General features: G+C 68.1%; 26 protein-coding genes. 1 reads left to right on the top strand and 25 read right to left on the bottom strand.

The window, feature by feature from the left end:
• Nucleotides 1–98: 98 nt before the first annotated feature.
• From map to IE109_RS11105, 25 genes are all read right to left on the bottom strand, one after another.
• On the bottom strand, nucleotides 99–950 hold the full coding sequence (gene map, locus IE109_RS11225) for a type I methionyl aminopeptidase (RefSeq protein WP_189550653.1): 852 nt from the start codon (nucleotides 948–950) through the stop codon (nucleotides 99–101).
• Nucleotides 951–1,068: 118 nt separating this feature from the next.
• Entirely contained in the window at nucleotides 1,069–1,728 is a 660-nt protein-coding gene (locus tag IE109_RS11220) for an adenylate kinase (RefSeq protein WP_189550652.1), read from the bottom strand.
• Nucleotides 1,728–3,047 carry a preprotein translocase subunit SecY gene (gene secY / locus IE109_RS11215; RefSeq protein ID WP_189550651.1) on the bottom strand — a complete coding sequence of 440 codons (1,320 nt, stop codon included), beginning with the start codon at nucleotides 3,045–3,047 and terminating at the stop codon, nucleotides 1,728–1,730. The genes IE109_RS11220 and secY overlap by 1 nt, the downstream gene beginning before the upstream one ends.
• A 403-nt stretch (nucleotides 3,048–3,450) precedes the next feature.
• Nucleotides 3,451–3,906, bottom strand: coding sequence for a 50S ribosomal protein L15 (gene rplO / locus IE109_RS11210; RefSeq protein ID WP_189550650.1), 456 nt, complete (start codon nucleotides 3,904–3,906; stop codon nucleotides 3,451–3,453).
• Between the two features lies 1 nt (nucleotide 3,907).
• Nucleotides 3,908–4,090, bottom strand: coding sequence for a 50S ribosomal protein L30 (rpmD, locus tag IE109_RS11205; RefSeq protein ID WP_041130781.1), 183 nt, complete (start codon nucleotides 4,088–4,090; stop codon nucleotides 3,908–3,910).
• On the bottom strand, nucleotides 4,090–4,695 hold the full coding sequence (gene rpsE / locus IE109_RS11200; protein WP_005313527.1) for a 30S ribosomal protein S5: 606 nt from the start codon (nucleotides 4,693–4,695) through the stop codon (nucleotides 4,090–4,092). The genes rpmD and rpsE overlap by 1 nt, the downstream gene beginning before the upstream one ends.
• 43 nt (nucleotides 4,696–4,738) lie before the next feature.
• A complete protein-coding gene (gene rplR / locus IE109_RS11195) occupies nucleotides 4,739–5,122 on the bottom strand; it encodes a 50S ribosomal protein L18 (RefSeq protein WP_031076680.1) in 384 nt (127 codons plus the stop codon).
• 3 nt (nucleotides 5,123–5,125) lie between these two features.
• Nucleotides 5,126–5,665 (bottom strand): 50S ribosomal protein L6, encoded by a 540-nt coding sequence (gene rplF / locus IE109_RS11190; protein WP_064069946.1) that lies wholly within the window; start codon nucleotides 5,663–5,665, stop codon nucleotides 5,126–5,128.
• Nucleotides 5,666–5,686: 21 nt separating this feature from the next.
• The gene (gene rpsH, locus IE109_RS11185) at nucleotides 5,687–6,085 is read right to left on the bottom strand and encodes a 30S ribosomal protein S8 (protein ID WP_084897853.1); all 399 of its coding nucleotides are present in this window, start codon (nucleotides 6,083–6,085) and stop codon (nucleotides 5,687–5,689) included.
• A 208-nt stretch (nucleotides 6,086–6,293) separates the two neighbouring features.
• A complete protein-coding gene (locus tag IE109_RS11180; protein ID WP_003956452.1) occupies nucleotides 6,294–6,479 on the bottom strand; it encodes a type Z 30S ribosomal protein S14 in 186 nt (61 codons plus the stop codon).
• Between the two features lie 5 nt (nucleotides 6,480–6,484).
• A complete protein-coding gene (rplE, locus tag IE109_RS11175) occupies nucleotides 6,485–7,042 on the bottom strand; it encodes a 50S ribosomal protein L5 (RefSeq protein WP_064069947.1) in 558 nt (185 codons plus the stop codon).
• Nucleotides 7,042–7,365 (bottom strand): 50S ribosomal protein L24, encoded by a 324-nt coding sequence (gene rplX, locus IE109_RS11170; RefSeq protein ID WP_019888758.1) that lies wholly within the window; start codon nucleotides 7,363–7,365, stop codon nucleotides 7,042–7,044. Before rplX ends, rplE begins: the two co-directional genes overlap by 1 nt.
• Before the next feature lie 2 nt (nucleotides 7,366–7,367).
• The gene (rplN, locus tag IE109_RS11165) at nucleotides 7,368–7,736 is read right to left on the bottom strand and encodes a 50S ribosomal protein L14 (RefSeq protein ID WP_003956455.1); all 369 of its coding nucleotides are present in this window, start codon (nucleotides 7,734–7,736) and stop codon (nucleotides 7,368–7,370) included.
• Nucleotides 7,737–7,886: 150 nt separating this feature from the next.
• The gene (gene rpsQ / locus IE109_RS11160; protein WP_189550649.1) at nucleotides 7,887–8,171 is read right to left on the bottom strand and encodes a 30S ribosomal protein S17; all 285 of its coding nucleotides are present in this window, start codon (nucleotides 8,169–8,171) and stop codon (nucleotides 7,887–7,889) included.
• The gene (gene rpmC / locus IE109_RS11155; RefSeq protein ID WP_031076670.1) at nucleotides 8,171–8,395 is read right to left on the bottom strand and encodes a 50S ribosomal protein L29; all 225 of its coding nucleotides are present in this window, start codon (nucleotides 8,393–8,395) and stop codon (nucleotides 8,171–8,173) included. The genes rpsQ and rpmC overlap by 1 nt, the downstream gene beginning before the upstream one ends.
• The gene (gene rplP, locus IE109_RS11150) at nucleotides 8,395–8,814 is read right to left on the bottom strand and encodes a 50S ribosomal protein L16 (RefSeq protein WP_005313579.1); all 420 of its coding nucleotides are present in this window, start codon (nucleotides 8,812–8,814) and stop codon (nucleotides 8,395–8,397) included. Before rplP ends, rpmC begins: the two co-directional genes overlap by 1 nt.
• 5 nt (nucleotides 8,815–8,819) lie before the next feature.
• Nucleotides 8,820–9,650, bottom strand: a complete 831-nt coding sequence (rpsC, locus tag IE109_RS11145) for a 30S ribosomal protein S3 (protein WP_031076668.1) — start codon at nucleotides 9,648–9,650, stop codon at nucleotides 8,820–8,822.
• The gene (gene rplV / locus IE109_RS11140) at nucleotides 9,650–9,997 is read right to left on the bottom strand and encodes a 50S ribosomal protein L22 (protein WP_030685471.1); all 348 of its coding nucleotides are present in this window, start codon (nucleotides 9,995–9,997) and stop codon (nucleotides 9,650–9,652) included. Before rplV ends, rpsC begins: the two co-directional genes overlap by 1 nt.
• Before the next feature lie 49 nt (nucleotides 9,998–10,046).
• On the bottom strand, nucleotides 10,047–10,328 hold the full coding sequence (gene rpsS, locus IE109_RS11135) for a 30S ribosomal protein S19 (protein ID WP_003974263.1): 282 nt from the start codon (nucleotides 10,326–10,328) through the stop codon (nucleotides 10,047–10,049).
• Nucleotides 10,329–10,340: 12 nt separating this feature from the next.
• Nucleotides 10,341–11,177 (bottom strand): 50S ribosomal protein L2, encoded by an 837-nt coding sequence (gene rplB / locus IE109_RS11130; RefSeq protein ID WP_064069949.1) that lies wholly within the window; start codon nucleotides 11,175–11,177, stop codon nucleotides 10,341–10,343.
• Nucleotides 11,178–11,218: 41 nt separating this feature from the next.
• On the bottom strand, nucleotides 11,219–11,536 hold the full coding sequence (gene rplW, locus IE109_RS11125) for a 50S ribosomal protein L23 (RefSeq protein WP_064069950.1): 318 nt from the start codon (nucleotides 11,534–11,536) through the stop codon (nucleotides 11,219–11,221).
• Nucleotides 11,536–12,186 carry a 50S ribosomal protein L4 gene (gene rplD, locus IE109_RS11120; RefSeq protein WP_189550648.1) on the bottom strand — a complete coding sequence of 217 codons (651 nt, stop codon included), beginning with the start codon at nucleotides 12,184–12,186 and terminating at the stop codon, nucleotides 11,536–11,538. The genes rplW and rplD overlap by 1 nt, the downstream gene beginning before the upstream one ends.
• A 7-nt stretch (nucleotides 12,187–12,193) precedes the next feature.
• Nucleotides 12,194–12,838 carry a 50S ribosomal protein L3 gene (gene rplC, locus IE109_RS11115; protein ID WP_064070111.1) on the bottom strand — a complete coding sequence of 215 codons (645 nt, stop codon included), beginning with the start codon at nucleotides 12,836–12,838 and terminating at the stop codon, nucleotides 12,194–12,196.
• 13 nt (nucleotides 12,839–12,851) lie between these two features.
• Entirely contained in the window at nucleotides 12,852–13,160 is a 309-nt protein-coding gene (gene rpsJ, locus IE109_RS11110; RefSeq protein ID WP_003948644.1) for a 30S ribosomal protein S10, read from the bottom strand.
• A 684-nt stretch (nucleotides 13,161–13,844) separates the two neighbouring features.
• Nucleotides 13,845–14,780 carry a TetR/AcrR family transcriptional regulator C-terminal domain-containing protein gene (locus IE109_RS11105; RefSeq protein WP_189550647.1) on the bottom strand — a complete coding sequence of 312 codons (936 nt, stop codon included), beginning with the start codon at nucleotides 14,778–14,780 and terminating at the stop codon, nucleotides 13,845–13,847.
• Nucleotides 14,781–14,960: 180 nt separating this feature from the next.
• Between IE109_RS11105 and IE109_RS11100 the strand changes: the two genes are divergently transcribed.
• Nucleotides 14,961–16,064: an FAD-dependent monooxygenase gene (locus tag IE109_RS11100; protein WP_189550646.1), complete on the top strand. Its 1,104-nt coding sequence runs from the start codon at nucleotides 14,961–14,963 to the stop codon at nucleotides 16,062–16,064.
• The last annotated feature ends 380 nt before the right edge of the window (nucleotides 16,065–16,444 follow it).

Here is a 16,444-nt window from a genome sequence, read left to right as displayed (position 1 = left end):
GGTGCGGGGCCAGGGGGCGGGGGGTCGGGCCGGCGGGCCCGGGACGGCTCTGGCCGACGGCCCCGGGGCAGGCTCAGGCCAGCGGGTCCGGGGCAGGCTCAGGCCAGCGGGTCCGGGGCCGCCGTGACGCCCAGCTCCGCGAGCTTGGCCCGGCCGCCGTCCGGGGCCGTCAGGACGAGCGGCCCCTCCTCCGTGAGGGCCACGGAGTGCTCCCAGTGGGAGGACCAGGTGCCGTCCGTCGTGATGACGGTCCAGTCGTCCTCCAGGACCTCCGTGCGGGGCGTGCCGAGCGACACCATGGGCTCGATCGCCAGGCAGAGGCCGGGCACCAGCTTGGGGCCCTTGCCGCGCTTGCGGGAGACGTAGTTCAGCAGGTGGGGGTCCATGTGCATCTCGGTACCGATGCCGTGGCCGCCGTAGTCCTCGATGATCCCGAACTTGCCCAGGCTGTGCTCCCCCGCCGCCGGACGCGGCTGGCGGCGGATGTAGGACTCGATCGCCTTGGAGATGTCCACCAGCCGGTTGCCGTTCCTCATCGCGGCGATGCCGGCCCACATCGACTCCTCGGTCACCCGGGACAGCTCGATCAGCTCCGGGGCGTGACCCGACCCCACGAAGGCCGTGTACGCGGCGTCGCCGTGCCAGCCGTCGACGATCGCGCCGCAGTCGACGGAGATGATGTCGCCGTCCTTGAGGACGACGTCGTCGCTCGGGATGCCGTGCACGACGACCTCGTTCACCGACGTGCAGATCGTCGCGGGGAACCCGCCGTAGCCGAGGAAGTTCGACTTCGCCCCGTGGTCGGCGATCACCTTCCGCGCGACCTCGTCCAGGTCCTTCGTCGTCGCGCCGGGCACCGCAGCCTCACGGGTCGCCGCGTGGATGGCGGCGACGACAAGCCCCGCCTCGCGCATCTTCGCGATCTGCTCGGGAGTCTTGATCTGCACCATGACGGCTGACGCCTTTCCAAACGGAGAACGGGGTGACCTCACCACGATACGGCCGTACGACACCGGCCGCGGCGCCCCGAAGGGCACCGCGGCCGGTGTACGACACGTGTCGGAGCTGCTACGCGGCCTTCTCGCCCCGCAGCGCCTCCATCGCCCGCCCGGTGACCTCGTCGACCTTGCCGAGCGCGGAGATGGTGACCACCAGGCCCTGGGCCCGGTAGTAGTCGATGATCGGCTCGGTCTGCGTGTGGTAGACCTCCAGCCGCTTGCGGACGGTCCCCTCGGAGTCGTCGTCACGCTGGTACAGCTCGCCGCCGCAGACGTCGCAGACGCCCTCGGACTTCGGCGGCGCGTACGTCTCGTGGAAGACGTGGGAGCTGTCGTTGCGGCAGATGCGGCGGCCCGCGATCCGCTTGACGACCTCGTCCTCCTCGACCTCCAGGTCGAGGACGGCGTCCAGCTTCATGCCCTCGCCGACGAGCATGGCGTCCAGCGCCTCGGCCTGGGCCACGTTCCGCGGGAAGCCGTCCAGCAGGAAGCCGTTCACGGCGTCCGGCTGCTCCATGCGGTCCTTGGCCATGCCGATGGTGACCTCGTCGGGTACGAGGTTGCCGGCGTCCATGTACGCCTTGGCCTGCTTGCCCAGCTCCGTGCCCTGACTGATGTTGGCGCGGAACAGGTCGCCCGTGGAGATGTGCGGGATCGACAGGTTCTTGGCAAGGAACGCGGCCTGCGTTCCCTTGCCCGCACCGGGCGGTCCGACGAGGACGATTCGCATCAGCGGAGGAACCCTTCGTAATTGCGCTGCTGGAGCTGGCTCTCGATCTGCTTCACGGTCTCCAGCCCCACACCCACGATGATGAGGATGCTCGTCCCGCCGAACGGGAAGTTGGCATTGGCGCCACCGAAGCCTGCCAACGCCATCGTCGGCACAAGAGCGATCAGACCCAGGTACAGCGAGCCCGGCCAGGTGATCCGGTTGAGCACGTAGCTCAGGTACTCGGCAGTAGGTCGACCAGCCCGGATACCCGGGATGAAGCCACCATACTTCTTCATGTTGTCCGCGACTTCCTCGGGGTTGAACGAGATCGCCACGTAGAAGAAGGCGAAGAACACGATCAACAGGAAGTAGACGGTGATGTAGTACGGGTGGTCACCCTTGACGAAGTGGGCTTCGATCCAGGTCTTCCACCCGGAGGTGGAGGTCGAGAACTGGGCGATCAAGGCCGGGATGTAGAGCAGCGACGAGGCGAAGATGACAGGAATCACACCTGCCTGGTTCACCTTGAGCGGGATGTAAGTGGACGTACCGCCATACGACCTGCGGCCGATCATGCGCTTCGCGTACTGCACCGGGATGCGGCGCTGGGCCTGCTCGACGAAGACCACGAGGGCCACCATCACGAAGCCGATCAGGATGACGGTGCCGAACTCGATCCAGCCCTGGGCGAGCTTGCCGCTGACCTTGATGGCCCACAGGGCGCCCGGGAAGCCGGCGGCGATCGAGATGAACATCAGGATCGACATGCCGTTGCCGATGCCGCGGTCGGTGACGAGCTCACCGAGCCACATCACGACGGCGGTGCCCGCGGTCATGGTGATGACCATGAGGATGGTCACGAAGATCGAGCGGTCCGGGACGACCTGACCGGCCACCGTGCATCCGCTGAACAGCGCGCCGGTGCGGGCGGTGGCCACCAGGCCGGTGCCCTGGAGGATCGCGAGGGCCATCGTCAGGTACCGCGTGTACTGCGTGATCTTGGCCGTGCCCGCCTGTCCCTCCTTCTTGAGGGCCTCGAGGCGCGGGATGACGACGGTCAGCAGCTGCAGGATGATGCTCGCCGTGATGTACGGCATGATGCCGAGCGCGAAGATGGTGATCTGCAGAAGCGCCCCGCCGCTGAACAGGTTCACCAGGCCGAGCAGGCTGTTGCCGCCCTTGCTGGCCTCGTCCACGCACTGCTGGACGGACTGGTAGTCGACACCGGGGACGGGGATGTGCGCCCCGAGCCGGTAGATCACGATGATGCCCAGCGTGAAGAGCAGCTTCTTGCGCAGGTCGGGCGTCTTGAACGCCCGGGCGAACGCGGTGAGCACGGTGCCTCCTGCGACCCCCGCGTTACGCGCGTGAGGGTGACGGTTTGGTAAGTGAGTAGATACAAACACGGCAGCCTTACGCCACGGGGGCAGACTGCCGGGACACTAACAGCGGCTACCATACCCGGCCGCCCCGCCCGCGTGAAACGTCGCTGAGGCACGTCAACCGCGGGTAAGGCCAAACCCCTCGGGCAATCGGACGACCGGCCCCTGCCGGGCCAACGACCGAGCGCCCCCGATCGACACCCGGCACAGGGCACCCACGGCCAACATGTCCGAAACCCGACCCCCGTCGCCTGCCGTCCGGTGCCGGACGGGGGCCGGTACGCGAAAAGAGCCTGGCCGGCGCCCCGTGAGGGGCACCGGCCAGGCTCTTTACCGTCGGGGTCCGTCAGGACGAGGCTCAGACGAGCTCGGTGACGGTACCGCCGGCGGCGGTGATCTTCTCCTTGGCGGAGCCGGAGACGGCGTCAACCGAAACCTGCAGCGCCACGGAGACCTCGCCCTGGCCCAGGACCTTGACGAGGCTGTTCTTGCGCACCGCGCCCTTGGCGACCAGGTCGGCCACCGTGACCTCGCCACCCTCGGGGTAGAGCGAGGCGAGCTTGTCCAGGTTCACGACCTGGTACTCGGTGCGGAACGGGTTCTTGAAGCCCTTCAGCTTCGGGAGACGCATGTGGAGGGGCATCTGCCCACCCTCGAAGCGCTCCGGAACCTGGTAGCGGGCCTTCGTGCCCTTGGTACCACGGCCGGCCGTCTTACCCTTCGACGCCTCACCACGACCCACACGGGTCTTGGCGGTCTTGGCGCCCGGGGCGGGACGGAGGTCGTGGGCCTTCAGCGGCTTGTTCTCCGCCATGTCAGTCGACCTCCTCGACCGTCACGAGGTGGCGGACGGTGTGCACCATTCCGCGGAACTCGGGGCGGTCCTCCTTGACAACCACGTCACCCAGGCGCTTGAGGCCCAGGGAACGCAGGGTGTCGCGGTGGTTCTGCTTGCTGCCGATGTACGACTTCGTCTGCGTGACCTTGAGGCGAGCCATTACGCACCCGCCCCTGCACGCGCACGGAGGAGAGCCGCGGGGGCGACGTCCTCGAGGGGCAGACCACGGCGAGCCGCGATCTCCTCGGGACGCTGCAGGCCCTTGAGGGCCGCCACGGTCGCGTGCACGATGTTGATCGCGTTGTCGGAGCCCAGGGACTTCGACAGGATGTCGTGAACGCCGGCGCACTCGAGCACGGCACGCACCGGGCCACCGGCGATAACACCGGTACCGGGGGAAGCCGGCTTGAGCAGGACGACGCCCGCGGCCTTCTCGCCCTGGATCGGGTGCGGGATGGTGCCCTGGATACGGGGGACCTTGAAGAAGTGCTTCTTGGCCTCCTCAACACCCTTGGCGATGGCGGCCGGCACCTCCTTGGCCTTGCCGTAACCGACACCCACGGTGCCGTCACCGTCGCCCACCACGACCAGCGCGGTGAAGCTGAAGCGACGACCACCCTTCACAACCTTGGCGACGCGGTTGATCGCGACGACGCGCTCAACGTACGCGGTCTTCTCGGCGGCAGCAGCGCCGCCGTCACGGCCCTTCCGGTCCCGCCGCTCGCCGCCACCGGCACCGCTTCCGCGGCGCTGGGGTCCAGCCATTGGAATTACCTCTCTTCGTTTTCCGCTGAGCTACGGAACCGGCTCAGAACTTGAGCCCGGCTTCGCGGGCGGCGTCCGCCAGGGCGGCGATGCGCCCGGCGTACTGGTTGCCGCCACGGTCGAACACGACAGCCTCGATGCCGGCGGCCTTGGCACGCTCGGCCACGAGCTGGCCGACCTGCTTCGCCTTCGCCGACTTGTCGCCTTCGCCGCCGCGGATGGACGCGTCCAGGGTGGACGCCGACGCGAGGGTGTGACCCGCGATGTCGTCGATGACCTGAGCGGTGATCCCGCGGTTGGAACGCGTGACGACCAGGCGCGGACGCTCGGTCGTACCCGCGATCTTCTTGCGGATGCGGATGTGGCGACGCTTCAGAGCAGCGCCCTTGTAGGCCTTGCCCTTGGCAATCTTCACGCCGTATGCCATGGCTTACTTACCAGCCTTTCCGACCTTGCGGCGGATGACCTCACCCGCGTACTTCACGCCCTTGGCCTTGTAGGGGTCGGGCTTGCGAAGCTTGCGGATGTTCGCGGCGACCTCGCCGACCTTCTGCTTGTCGATGCCCTCGACCGAGAACTTGGTCGGCGACTCGACCTTGAAGGAGATGCCCTCGGGGGCCTCCACCAGGATCGGGTGGCTGTAGCCGAGCTGGAACTCCAGGTTGGAGCCCTTCGCGGCCACGCGGTAACCGACACCGCTGATCTCGAGCGCCTTCGTGTACCCCTGGGTCACACCGGTGATCATGTTGGCCACCAGCGTGCGGGACAGGCCGTGGAGGGCCTTGTTCTGACGCTCGTCGTTCGGGCGGGTGACGTTGAGCACGCCGTCCTCGCCCTTAACGATCTCGATCGGCGCGGCGACGGTGTGGCTCAGGGTGCCCTTGGAACCCTTCACCGTGACCGTGCGGCCCTCGATGGTGACGTCCACGCCGGCGGGAACCGTGATGGGGAGCTTGCCAATACGCGACATTAGCTTTTCCTCCGTTCCCGACTACCAGACGTAGGCGAGGACTTCCCCACCCACGCCCTTCTTCTGCGCCTGCTGGCCGGTCAGGAGGCCGTGGGACGTGGAGATGATCGCCACGCCCAGACCGCCGAGGACCTTCGGCAGGTTGGTGGACTTCGCGTAAACCCGCAGACCGGGCTTCGAGATCCGCTTGATGCCCGCGATGGAGCGCTCACGGTTCGGACCGAACTTGAGCTCGAGGACGAGGTTCTTGCCGACCTCGGCGTCCTCGACGCGCCAGCCCGTGATGAAGCCCTCCTGCTGGAGGATTTCCGCGATGTGAGACTTGATCTTGCTGTGCGGCATCGTCACGGAGTCGTGGTACGCCGAGTTCGCGTTCCGCAGACGCGTAAGCATGTCTGCGATCGGATCAGTCATGGTCATGAATTGGCCTTCGGCCTCTCTCGCCGGGGTTTCCTGTATGCGCCATCCCTCTCCCCGCTCATGGGCGGGACGGGTGCGGTGCGGGGACCTACGGCGTAGTAAGTCGTACGGGCGGCAGGCGCCCAACCCCACAAGCCTACGACATGCGGGGCGGGGCTCCTGCCGACCAGATGCTTACCGAGAGTCCTGGATCAACCCGAAAGGGCTGTTACCAGGAGCTCTTGGTCACGCCCGGCAGCTCGCCACGGTGAGCCATCTCACGGAGGCACACGCGGCACAGGCCGAACTTGCGGTAGACGGAGTGCGGACGACCGCAGCGCTGGCAGCGGGTGTACGCGCGCACGCCGAACTTGGGCTTGCGAGCAGCCTTCGCGATGAGAGCCTTCTTCGCCATCTCGCTTACGCCTCCTTGAAGGGGAAGCCGAGGTGACGGAGGAGCGCACGGCCCTCTTCGTCGTTGGTCGCCGTGGTCACCACGGTGATGTCCATACCCCGGACACGGTCGATCTTGTCCTGGTCGATCTCGTGGAACATGACCTGCTCCGTGAGACCGAAGGTGTAGTTGCCACGGCCGTCGAACTGCTTGGGGGACAGGCCGCGGAAGTCGCGGATGCGCGGGAGCGCGAGCGACAGGGTGCGGTCCAGGAACTCCCACATGCGGTCGCCACGGAGCGTGACGTGGGCACCGATCGGCTGGCCCTCACGCAGCTTGAACTGCGCGATGGACTTGCGGGCCTTGGTGACGGCCGGCTTCTGACCCGTGATCGTGGTGAGGTCCTTGATGGCACCGTCGATCAGCTTGGAGTCGCGGGCGGCGTCGCCCACACCCATGTTGACCACGATCTTGACGAGGCCGGGAACCTGCATGACGTTCTCGTACGAGAACTCCTCACGCAGCTTGCCCGCGATCTCCTCGCGGTACTTCGTCTTGAGACGCGGAGTGGTGGTGGTAGCCATCAGATGTCCTCACCCGTCCGCTTGGCAACGCGGATCTTGTTGCCCTCGTCGTCGAAGCGGTAACCGACGCGCGTGACGACCTTGTTGCCGTCCTTCTCCACCACGAGCTGAACGTTGCTCACGTGGATCGGGGCCTCGGTCGTGACGATGCCACCGGTCTGCGAACCGCGAGCGGTCTGACCGGCCTTGGTGTGCTTCTTGACCCGGTTGACACCCTCGACCAGGACGCGGTCCTCGCGGGGGAAGGCCGCGATGACCTTGCCCTGCTTGCCCTTGTCCTTACCGGTGATGACCTGTACCAGGTCGCCCTTCTTGATCTTCATGCTTACAGCACCTCCGGCGCGAGCGAGATGATCTTCATGAACTTCTTCTCGCGCAGCTCACGGCCCACCGGGCCGAAGATACGGGTGCCGCGAGGGTCGCCGTCGTTCTTCAGAATGACGGCGGCGTTCTCGTCGAAGCGGATGTACGAGCCGTCCTGGCGGCGGCGCTCCTTGACGGTGCGAACGATGACCGCCTTGACGACGTCACCCTTCTTCACGTTGCCACCGGGGATCGCGTCCTTGACGGTGGCGACGATGACGTCACCGATGCCCGCGTAGCGGCGACCGGAACCACCGAGAACACGGATGCAAAGGATCTCCTTGGCACCAGTGTTGTCGGCGACACGCAGTCGCGACTCCTGCTGGATCACGTCTATCTCCTGATCGTCTGCCGGTTCCCGGCAGGGGCTGCCTTTTCAGGGGGAGCCCCTGCCGAGCCTGGCGGAACTAAGTGCTGGGGCAGTGACGCCTCAGCGGGGGGCATGCGGGACCCCTCCCGTCAGGGAGGGGACCCCGCAAAATTACTTGGCCTTCTCGAGGATCTCGACGACGCGCCAGCGCTTGGTCGCGGACAGCGGCCGGGTCTCCATGAGGAGGACGCGGTCGCCGACACCCGCGGCGTTCTGCTCGTCGTGCGCCTTGAGCTTGTTCGTACGGCGGATGACCTTGCCGTACAGCGCGTGCTTGACGCGGTCCTCGACGGCGACGACGACGGTCTTGTCCATCTTGTCGCTGACGACCAGACCCTCGCGGGTCTTGCGGAAGCCGCGCTCGGTCTTCTCTTCAGTCACGTTGTTCTCGCTCATCAGGCGCTCTCCACCGTTTCGATGCCCAGCTCGCGCTCACGCATCAGGGTGTAGATCCGGGCGATGTCCTTACGGACGGACTTGAGCCGACCGTGGTTCTCGAGCTGCCCGGTCGCCGCCTGGAAGCGGAGGTTGAACAGCTCTTCCTTGGCCTCGCGGAGCTTGGCAACAAGCTCCTCGTTGCCCAGCTCGCGCAGCTCGGACGCCTTGGTACCGGCCGACATCACGCTTCACCTGCCTCGCGCTTGACGATCCGGCACTTCATCGGCAGCTTGTGGGCCGCGCGAGTCAGAGCCTCACGTGCGATCTTCTCGTTCGGGTAGGACAGCTCGAACATGACCCGGCCCGGGTGCACGTTCGCGACCCACCACTCCGGCGAACCCTTACCGGAACCCATGCGGGTCTCGGCGGGCTTCTTGGTCAGCGGGCGGTCCGGGTAGATGTTGATCCAGACCTTGCCGCCACGCTTGATGTGGCGGGTCATCGCGATACGAGCCGCCTCGATCTGGCGGTTGGTCACGTACGCCGGAGTCATGGCCTGGATGCCGTACTCGCCGAACGCAACCGTCGTACCACCCTTGGCCATACCGCGGCGCTTGGGGTGGTGCTGCTTGCGGTGCTTGACCCTACGGGGGATCAGCATGTCGGTCAGGCCTCCGTTCCGGTGCTCTCAGCCGGAGCGGCGGCAGCGGCCTCGGCCTTGGGGGCCTCGGCAGCGGAACCAGCCTGCTGCGGCTTGCGACCGCGACCGCCACGCTCGCCACCGCGGCCACCACGGGCCGGGCGGTCAGCGCCACCACGGGCCGGGCGGTTGCCGGCGCGGGCAGCAGCGTTCTCGGCGCGGACCTCGGCGATGTTCTTGACGTCGCCCTTGTAGATCCAGACCTTCACGCCGATGCGGCCGAAGGTCGTCTTGGCCTCGAAGAAGCCGTACTCGACGTTCGCGCGGAGCGTGTGCAGCGGCACACGGCCCTCGCGGTAGAACTCCGAGCGGGACATCTCGGCGCCGCCGAGACGGCCGCCACACTGGATCTTGATGCCCTTGGCGCCGGCCTTCATGGCGGACTGCATGCTCTTGCGCATGGCCCGACGGAAGGAGACGCGGGAGGACAGCTGCTCGGCAACGGCCTGGGCCACGAGCTGAGCGTCGACCTCGGGGTTCTTGACCTCGAGGATGTTCAGCTGGACCTGCTTGCCCGTGAGCTTCTCGAGGTCGCCGCGGATGCGGTCGGCCTCGGCGCCACGGCGGCCGATGACGATGCCGGGACGCGCGGTGTGGATGTCCACCCGCACACGGTCACGGGTGCGCTCGATCTCCACCTTCGAGATGCCGGCGCGCTCCATGCCGGACGTCATCATCCGACGGATGGCGACGTCTTCCTTGACGTAGTCCTTGTACAGCTTGTCGGCGTACCAACGCGACTTGAAGTCGGTGGTGATGCCGAGCCGGAACCCGTGCGGGTTTACCTTCTGGCCCATTACCGGGTTCCTTCCTTGCTGCTGACGACCACGGTGATGTGGCTGGTCCGCTTGCGGATCCGGTAGGCACGGCCCTGGGCACGCGGACGGAACCGCTTCAGGGTCGGGCCCTCGTCGACGTACGCCTCGCTGATGTACAGCGAAGAGGCGTCCGTGTGGTCGTAGTTGTGCGCGGCGTTGGCAATGGCGCTGTCCAGCACCTTGCCCACCGGCACGCTCGCGGCCTGCGGGGCGAAACGCAGGACCGCCTGAGCCTCCGTGGCGTCCATGCCACGGATGAGGTCCACCACGCGGCGGGCCTTCATGGGCGTGACGCGGATGTACCGCGCCTGGGCCCTGGCTTCCATGGTTGTCCCTTCAGTGTCTGACACGTTCGTCATGGTCTGTCACCCCGCGTTAGCGGCGCTTCGACTTCCGGTCGTCCTTGACGTGGCCGCGGAAGGTGCGAGTCGGCGAGAACTCGCCGAGCTTGTGGCCGACCATCGACTCGGTGACGAACACCGGGATGTGGGTCTTGCCGTTGTGCACCGCGATCGTGTGGCCGAGCATGGCCGGGACGATCATCGAGCGACGGGACCAGGTCTTGATGACGTTCTTGGTGCCGGCTTCGTTCTGAGTGTCCACCTTCTTGATCAGGTGGTCGTCGACGAAGGGCCCCTTCTTGAGACTACGCGGCATCTAAACCCGCTCCTAGCGCTTCTTGTTCGTCTTGCGGCGGCGGACGATGTACTTGTTGCTCGCCTTCTTGGGAGAACGAGTACGACCCTCCTTCTGACCCCAGGGGGAGACCGGGTGGCGACCACCGGAGGTCTTGCCCTCACCACCACCGTGCGGGTGGTCGACCGGGTTCATGGCGACACCACGGACGGTCGGGCGAACGCCCAGCCAGCGCTTGCGGCCGGCCTTGCCCCAGTTGATGTTCGACTGCTCGGCGTTGCCGACCTCGCCGATGGTGGCGCGGCAGCGGACGTCGACCAGGCGGATCTCACCGGACGGCATGCGCAGGTGGGCCATCTGGCCCTCCTTCGCGAGCAGCTGCACGGAGGCACCCGCGGAGCGGGCGAACTTGGCGCCACCACCGGGACGGAGCTCGATCGCGTGGATCGTGGTACCGACCGGGATGTTGCGGAGGGCCAGGTTGTTGCCGGGCTTGATGTCGGCGCCGGGGCCGTTCTCGATCCGGTCGCCCTGGGAGAGGCCACGCGGAGCGATGATGTAGCGCTTCTCGCCGTCCACGTAGTGGAGCAGCGCGATGCGAGCGGTGCGGTTGGGGTCGTACTCGATGTGAGCGACCTTGGCCGGCACGCCGTCCTTGTCGTGACGACGGAAGTCGATCACGCGGTAGGCGCGCTTGTGGCCACCGCCCTGGTGACGGACGGTCACACGACCGGTGTTGTTACGGCCGCCCTTGCTGTGCAGGGGGCGGACCAGCGACTTCTCCGGCGTGGACCGCGTGATCTCGACAAAGTCGGCGACGCTGGAGCCACGACGGCCCGGAGTCGTCGGCTTGTACTTGCGGATACCCATTTCTCAGTCCTCGTCCGATATTCGGACGATCCAGACCGCCCTTAGGCGGTCGGACCGCCGAAGATGTCGATACGGTTGCCCTCAGCAAGGGTCACGATGGCGCGCTTGGTGTTCGCGCGCTTACCGAAACCGGTGCGGGTGCGCTTGCGCTTGCCCTGACGGTTGATCGTGTTCACCGAGGTGACCTTGACCGAGAAGACCGCCTCGACGGCCTGCTTGATCTGGGTCTTGTTCGCGGTGGGGGCCACGATGAACGTGTACTTGTTCTCGTCGAGCAGCGCGTAGCTCTTCTCGGAGACAACCGGCTTGACGAGAACGTCACGCGGGTCGGAGAAGGTCTTGCTGGTGATCTCGGCCATCAGGCCTCGCTCCCCTCGTTGTCATCGGCCTTGGGGCCAGACACGAAGGACTCGAAGGCGGCCTTGGTGAAGACCACGTCGTCGGAGACGATCACGTCGTACGTGTTCAGCTGGCCCGGCTCCAGGATGTGCACCTGGGGCAGGTTGCGGGCGGACAGCCACGCGGCCTCGTCGGAGCGCTCGGCGACCAGGAGCAGGTTCTTGCGCTCCGAGATCTTGCCGAACAGCGTCTTGGCGGCCTTGGTGGACACCGCGCCCTCGACCACGCCGGAGACGACGTGGATGCGGGAGTGACGCGCCCGGTCCGAGAGGGCACCGCGGAGGGCGGCGGCCTTCATCTTCTTCGGGGTGCGCTGCGAGTAGTCACGCGGCACGGGGCCGTGGACGACGCCACCGCCGGCGAACTGCGGGGCGCGGGTCGAACCCTGACGGGCGCGGCCGGTGCCCTTCTGGCGGTACGGCTTCTTGCCACCACCGCGGACTTCGCCACGGGTCTTGGTCTTGTGCGTGCCCTGACGGGCAGCGGCCAGCTGTGCGACGACGACCTGGTGGATCAGCGGAACGCTGGTCTTCGCGTCGAAGATCTCCGCGGGGAGCTCGACGGTACCGGCCTTGTCGCCTGCCGGCGAAAGGATGTCAATGGTGCTCATCGTTACCTCAGGCCCCCTTGGCCGCGGTACGGACCAGGACGAGGCCGCCGTTCGGACCAGGAACCGCACCCTTGATCAGGAGCAGGCCCTTCTCCGCGTCAACGGCGTGGACGGTCAGGTTCTGGGTGGTGACCCGCTCGTTGCCCATGCGGCCCGCCATGCGGAGGCCCTTGAACACACGGCCCGGGGTGGCGCAGCCACCGATGGAACCGGGCGAGCGGTGCTTGCGCTGGGTACCGTGTCCGGCGCCCAGGCCACGGAAGTTGTGGCGCTTCATGACACCGGCGAAGCCCTTGCCCTTGCTCTTGCCGGTGACGTCGACCTTGACGCCCGCCTCGAAGACCTCAGCGGTGATCTCCTGGCCGAGCGTGTACTCGGAGGCGTCAGCGGTGCGGATCTCCACCAGGTGGCGGCGCGGGGTGACGTCGGCCTTGGCGAAGTGACCCTTGAGGGGCTTGTTCACCTTGCGCGGGTCGATCTCGCCGAAGGCGATCTGGACCGACTCGTAGCCGTCAGTGTCGTTGCTGCGGACCTGGGTGACGACGCAGGGCCCGGCCTTGACGACGGTCACCGGGACGACCCGGTTGTTCTCGTCCCAGACCTGGGTCATGCCGAGCTTCTCGCCCAGGACGCCCTTAATGTTCTTAGCCATCTCGCGCGTCACCTCAGAGCTTGATCTCGATGTCGACGCCGGCCGGCAGGTCGAGACGCATCAGCGAGTCAACCGTCTTCGGCGTGGGGTCGAGGATGTCGATGAGGCGCTTGTGCGTGCGCATCTCGAAGTGCTCGCGCGAGTCCTTGTACTTGTGCGGCGACTTGATGACGCAGTACACGTTCTTCTCAGTGGGCAGCGGCACCGGGCCCGCGACCGACGCACCAGTGCGCGTCACCGTCTCGACGATCTTCTTCGCCGACGAGTCGATGACCTCGTGGTCGTAGGCCTTGAGCCGGATGCGGATCTTCTGTCCCGCCATGGCTACTCAGTAGTCCTGTCTCTCGTAACGCTCTGGAACCTGGTGGGCCGCTTCCCCCTCGGCGTCTCCACCGCGGAATCACAGCCCCTCCTCCGACCCACGCGGTCGGGCGTGTCGCATCCCCTCTACGCAGATCTCCCGAAGGATTTCCCAACCGAGGGGGTGCGGGCCCGAGGACCGCGAGACCGGGGGCGGAACACCCACCGGGTGCCTGGTCGGCGCCCCGCTGACACTTCCCGGAAGATTCCCGTACGTCCGCCCCTGATCAGGGGCGACGAGTACTGTGGGACTCGCTTCCGGTCCTCCCGGCGGGAGGCGCGCAGCATCGGCACTCAACCGAGCAACCCCGACAGTCTGCCATACGGGACGTACCCGACGCCAATCGAGCCGAAGAGATTACCCCGCGGGGTGTCTCTGTCAAACATCGGCATGCGGAAGCCGGCTTCCGCTTCACGGTGCCGGCCCCCTGAGCTTTTCGGTCGTGGCCCCTCGAGCCTTCCGGGGCCGGAGCAGCTCTTGGACATGGCCTCGCATGCGCTCCGGCGCCCGCCGCCGGGGTCGCGGATGCCGTCGCCGCGAGAGCTCCCGTTCGGCGCCCGCACGGCCGGACACGGTGTTACGTGCCGTCGGTGAGGACCGCTGCCCGTACCCACCCGACGGCGGCCCGGTATCCACCGGCGCGGCTCATGCTCGGGGGGCGGCGCCCTCGACGATCAGGGCGATGCCGTCGAGGAGCGGGGTCAGGCCGAAGTGGAACAGGGCGTCGAGGTCGAGGTCGTACCCGCCGTCGAAGGCGGTGAGGGTGCGGGTGAGGGCGGGGTAGCGGCCCGAGGTGAGGATGGCGCGCATGGCCGCCTCCTGGCCGTCCATCCACTCGTCCTCGGTGAGGCCGGTCGCGGCCTGTGCCTGCACCTCGCGTTCCAGGTTGACGGCCAGGCCCTGGACGTGGCTGTAGATCAGCAGGTGGATGTCGAAGCGGGTCCTGGCGTCCAGACCGCTGCCCTCCAGCGCGGCGAGCATGCCCTCGCCGTGCGCCATCAGGTGGGGGAGGACGAGCGGGCGGCTGAGCGGGCCGATCTGGGCGACCCACGGGTGCCGCCGGCACACCTCCCACAGCGCGCGGGCGCCCGCCTCGACGCGTGCCCGCCAGCCCCGCGGCGAGGCGTCGGGCGGTGCGACCTCGGCGTAGGCGGCGTCGGCCATCAGGGCGACGAGCTCGTCCTTGCTGCCGACGTAGCGGTACGGGGACATGGCGGCGACCCCGAGGCGGGCGGCGACACCGCGCATGGAGAGGGCGGCGAGCCCCTCGGCGTCGGCGATCTCCATGGCGGCCCGCACGACGCGCGCCCGGGTGAGCTCCGGTTCGGCGGTACGGCGGGCGGGCGGTGGCGCGTCGACCGCCTCGGGGCCGGCGACGACCGTGCCCACGCGGGGCCGGGCCTCGACCACGCCCTCCAGCCGCAGCGCGGTGAGCGCCTTGGTGGCGGTGGCGAGGGCGACGCCCCACTGCCGGGCGATCTGCCGGGTGGAGAGGACGCGGTCGCCGGGACGGAGGTCGCCGTCCCTGACGCGCTGCCGGATGTCGGCGGCGATGCGGAGGTAGGGGGGTTGGTCGCCCATGGGGTGCCGCCTCGTTCCTTTTTTCGCCGGGCCGATGCCCTGTACTAGGGCAGAGCCTAGCAGCGGCGACGCGGCGCCCGGCGCTTGTGGCCTAGTACAGAGACGGATTCCACCTGGTTGGCAGGGGGTTGCGTACGCCGTACATTCAGCGGTGTACACCGTATCGAAGGGAGCCCCACCATGCAGTCCGTCCTCATTTCCGGTGCCGGTATCGCCGGATCGGCGCTCGCCTGTCTGCTGCGCGCCCGCGGCTTCGCCCCCACCGTCGTCGAGCGGGCCCCCGGCCTGCGCGCCGGCGGCCAGGCCGTCGACATCCGGGGCGTGGCCCTGGAGGTGGCAGCCCGGATCGGGGTCCTGGAAGGGGCCCGGGACCTCCGCACCCGCATCCGGGGCATGTCGATCCTCGACGCGGACGGCACGGAGATCGACCGCTCGACGGAGTACACCCTCAGCAGCGGCCGGCTGGGCGGCGACGACATCGAGATCCTGCGCGAGGACCTGGGGAGGCTGCTGTACGAGCGGGCGTGCGCGTACGGGGACGTCGAGTACGTCTTCGGCGACACCGTCACCGCGCTGGCCGAGGACGCCGACGGGGTCCGCGCGGACTTCGCCCACGCCCCCTCGCGCCGCTTCGACCTGGTGGTCGGCGCGGACGGCCTGCACTCCACCGTGCGGCGGCTGGTCTTCGGCCCCGAGGAGGACTTCACCCGGCACCTGGGCAGCTACCTGTCGGTCTTCAGCGCGGACAACTTCCTGGACCTGGACAACTGGCAGGTCTGGATGCGCGACGGGGAGGTGGGCTTCGGCATCATGCCCGTACGCGACAACAGCGAGCTGCGGGTCGCGTTCGGCTTCGAGTCCGCGCCGCTCCCCCGCGACGCCGACCTCACGTCCCTGATCGTGGACCGGCTCGCCGCCCTGCGGTGGGAGGGCGACCGGCTGGCGAAGGCCGCGCTGGAGGCCCCCGACTTCTACTGTGACGCGATGGCCCAGATCCACCTGGACGCCTGGTCGCGGGGGCGTTCGGTCCTGCTCGGCGACGCCGGGTACTGCCCGTCCCCGCTCTCCGGCCAGGGCACGAGCGTCGCCCTGGTGGGCGCGTACGTCCTGGCGGACGAGCTCGCGCGGGCGGAGGGGCGCCACGGGCCGGCCTTCGCCGCGTACGAGTCGCGCATGCGCCCCTTCGTGGCCGCGAACCAGGCCCTGGCCACGGAGAACCCGGGCGGCCCGGCGTCGGAGGAGTCGGGCACGCGCGCGAAGAACCTGATCACGCTGGACGTCTGACCGACCGGGCCACGGTGGGGACGGGCCCCGGCTCGACCCCGCCCGGTGCGACGGTCCGGCCCGGCCCTGACCCGCTGCCGCCGCGCACGCGCCTCGAACGTCGATCGACGGGTTCATTCACCAGGGCGAGGACGCCTCGTCCAGCATGTGCACGTACGCGCCGAAGTGACCGGCCGCTGAACACCACACGGCGCCCGGGCAACCCATAACCCCGATTGTCCGTCTAACCGACCGCAGCGCGCGGGCGGTTGGGTGTACGGGGGAAGCGGGACGTGGACGAGATACGGGGGGCAGGGTCGAGCCCTGCGGTTTTCCGGCGGCGGGGCGTACTGGCGTCCGCCTCCGCCGTGGCGCTGGCGGCCGTCGCCGGCTGTTCGGTG

The organism is Streptomyces lavendofoliae (genome assembly GCF_014649735.1).
GTDB lineage: Bacteria > Actinomycetota > Actinomycetes > Streptomycetales > Streptomycetaceae > Streptomyces > Streptomyces lavendofoliae.
The sequence above is the reverse complement of the archived record's forward strand: the minus strand, read 5'-3'. Positions and strand labels throughout refer to the sequence as shown.

Excerpts from the sequence above, each read along its gene's own strand:
- rpmC (WP_031076670.1), bottom strand. The coding sequence starts at position 8,395 with ATGTCGGCCGGTACCAAGGCGTCCGAGCTGCGCGAGCTGGGCAACGAG.
- map (WP_189550653.1), bottom strand. The coding sequence starts at position 950 with ATGGTGCAGATCAAGACTCCCGAGCAGATCGCGAAGATGCGCGAGGCG.
- rplF (WP_064069946.1), bottom strand. The coding sequence starts at position 5,665 with ATGTCGCGTATTGGCAAGCTCCCCATCACGGTTCCCGCCGGCGTGGAC.
- IE109_RS11105 (WP_189550647.1), bottom strand. The coding sequence starts at position 14,780 with ATGGGCGACCAACCCCCCTACCTCCGCATCGCCGCCGACATCCGGCAG.
- rplO (WP_189550650.1), bottom strand. The coding sequence starts at position 3,906 with ATGGCGGAGAACAAGCCGCTGAAGGCCCACGACCTCCGTCCCGCCCCG.
- rpsC (WP_031076668.1), bottom strand. The coding sequence starts at position 9,650 with ATGGGCCAGAAGGTAAACCCGCACGGGTTCCGGCTCGGCATCACCACC.
- rpsH (WP_084897853.1), bottom strand. The coding sequence starts at position 6,085 with ATGACCATGACTGATCCGATCGCAGACATGCTTACGCGTCTGCGGAAC.
- IE109_RS11220 (WP_189550652.1), bottom strand. The coding sequence starts at position 1,728 with ATGCGAATCGTCCTCGTCGGACCGCCCGGTGCGGGCAAGGGAACGCAG.
- rplD (WP_189550648.1), bottom strand. The coding sequence starts at position 12,186 with ATGAGCACCATTGACATCCTTTCGCCGGCAGGCGACAAGGCCGGTACC.
- rplW (WP_064069950.1), bottom strand. The coding sequence starts at position 11,536 with ATGGCCGAGATCACCAGCAAGACCTTCTCCGACCCGCGTGACGTTCTC.
- rplV (WP_030685471.1), bottom strand. The coding sequence starts at position 9,997 with ATGGAAGCCAGGGCCCAGGCGCGGTACATCCGCGTCACGCCCATGAAG.
- rplR (WP_031076680.1), bottom strand. The coding sequence starts at position 5,122 with ATGGCATACGGCGTGAAGATTGCCAAGGGCAAGGCCTACAAGGGCGCT.
- rpsE (WP_005313527.1), bottom strand. The coding sequence starts at position 4,695 with ATGGCTGGACCCCAGCGCCGCGGAAGCGGTGCCGGTGGCGGCGAGCGG.
- rpsS (WP_003974263.1), bottom strand. The coding sequence starts at position 10,328 with ATGCCGCGTAGTCTCAAGAAGGGGCCCTTCGTCGACGACCACCTGATC.
- rpmD (WP_041130781.1), bottom strand. The coding sequence starts at position 4,090 with ATGGCTCGCCTCAAGGTCACGCAGACGAAGTCGTACATCGGCAGCAAG.
- IE109_RS11100 (WP_189550646.1), top strand. The coding sequence starts at position 14,961 with ATGCAGTCCGTCCTCATTTCCGGTGCCGGTATCGCCGGATCGGCGCTC.
- rplX (WP_019888758.1), bottom strand. The coding sequence starts at position 7,365 with ATGAAGATCAAGAAGGGCGACCTGGTACAGGTCATCACCGGTAAGGAC.
- rpsQ (WP_189550649.1), bottom strand. The coding sequence starts at position 8,171 with ATGAGCGAGAACAACGTGACTGAAGAGAAGACCGAGCGCGGCTTCCGC.
- rplC (WP_064070111.1), bottom strand. The coding sequence starts at position 12,838 with ATGGCTAAGAACATTAAGGGCGTCCTGGGCGAGAAGCTCGGCATGACC.
- IE109_RS11180 (WP_003956452.1), bottom strand. The coding sequence starts at position 6,479 with ATGGCGAAGAAGGCTCTCATCGCGAAGGCTGCTCGCAAGCCCAAGTTC.
- rplE (WP_064069947.1), bottom strand. The coding sequence starts at position 7,042 with ATGGCTACCACCACCACTCCGCGTCTCAAGACGAAGTACCGCGAGGAG.
- rplP (WP_005313579.1), bottom strand. The coding sequence starts at position 8,814 with ATGCTGATCCCCCGTAGGGTCAAGCACCGCAAGCAGCACCACCCCAAG.
- rplB (WP_064069949.1), bottom strand. The coding sequence starts at position 11,177 with ATGGGTATCCGCAAGTACAAGCCGACGACTCCGGGCCGTCGTGGCTCC.
- rpsJ (WP_003948644.1), bottom strand. The coding sequence starts at position 13,160 with ATGGCGGGACAGAAGATCCGCATCCGGCTCAAGGCCTACGACCACGAG.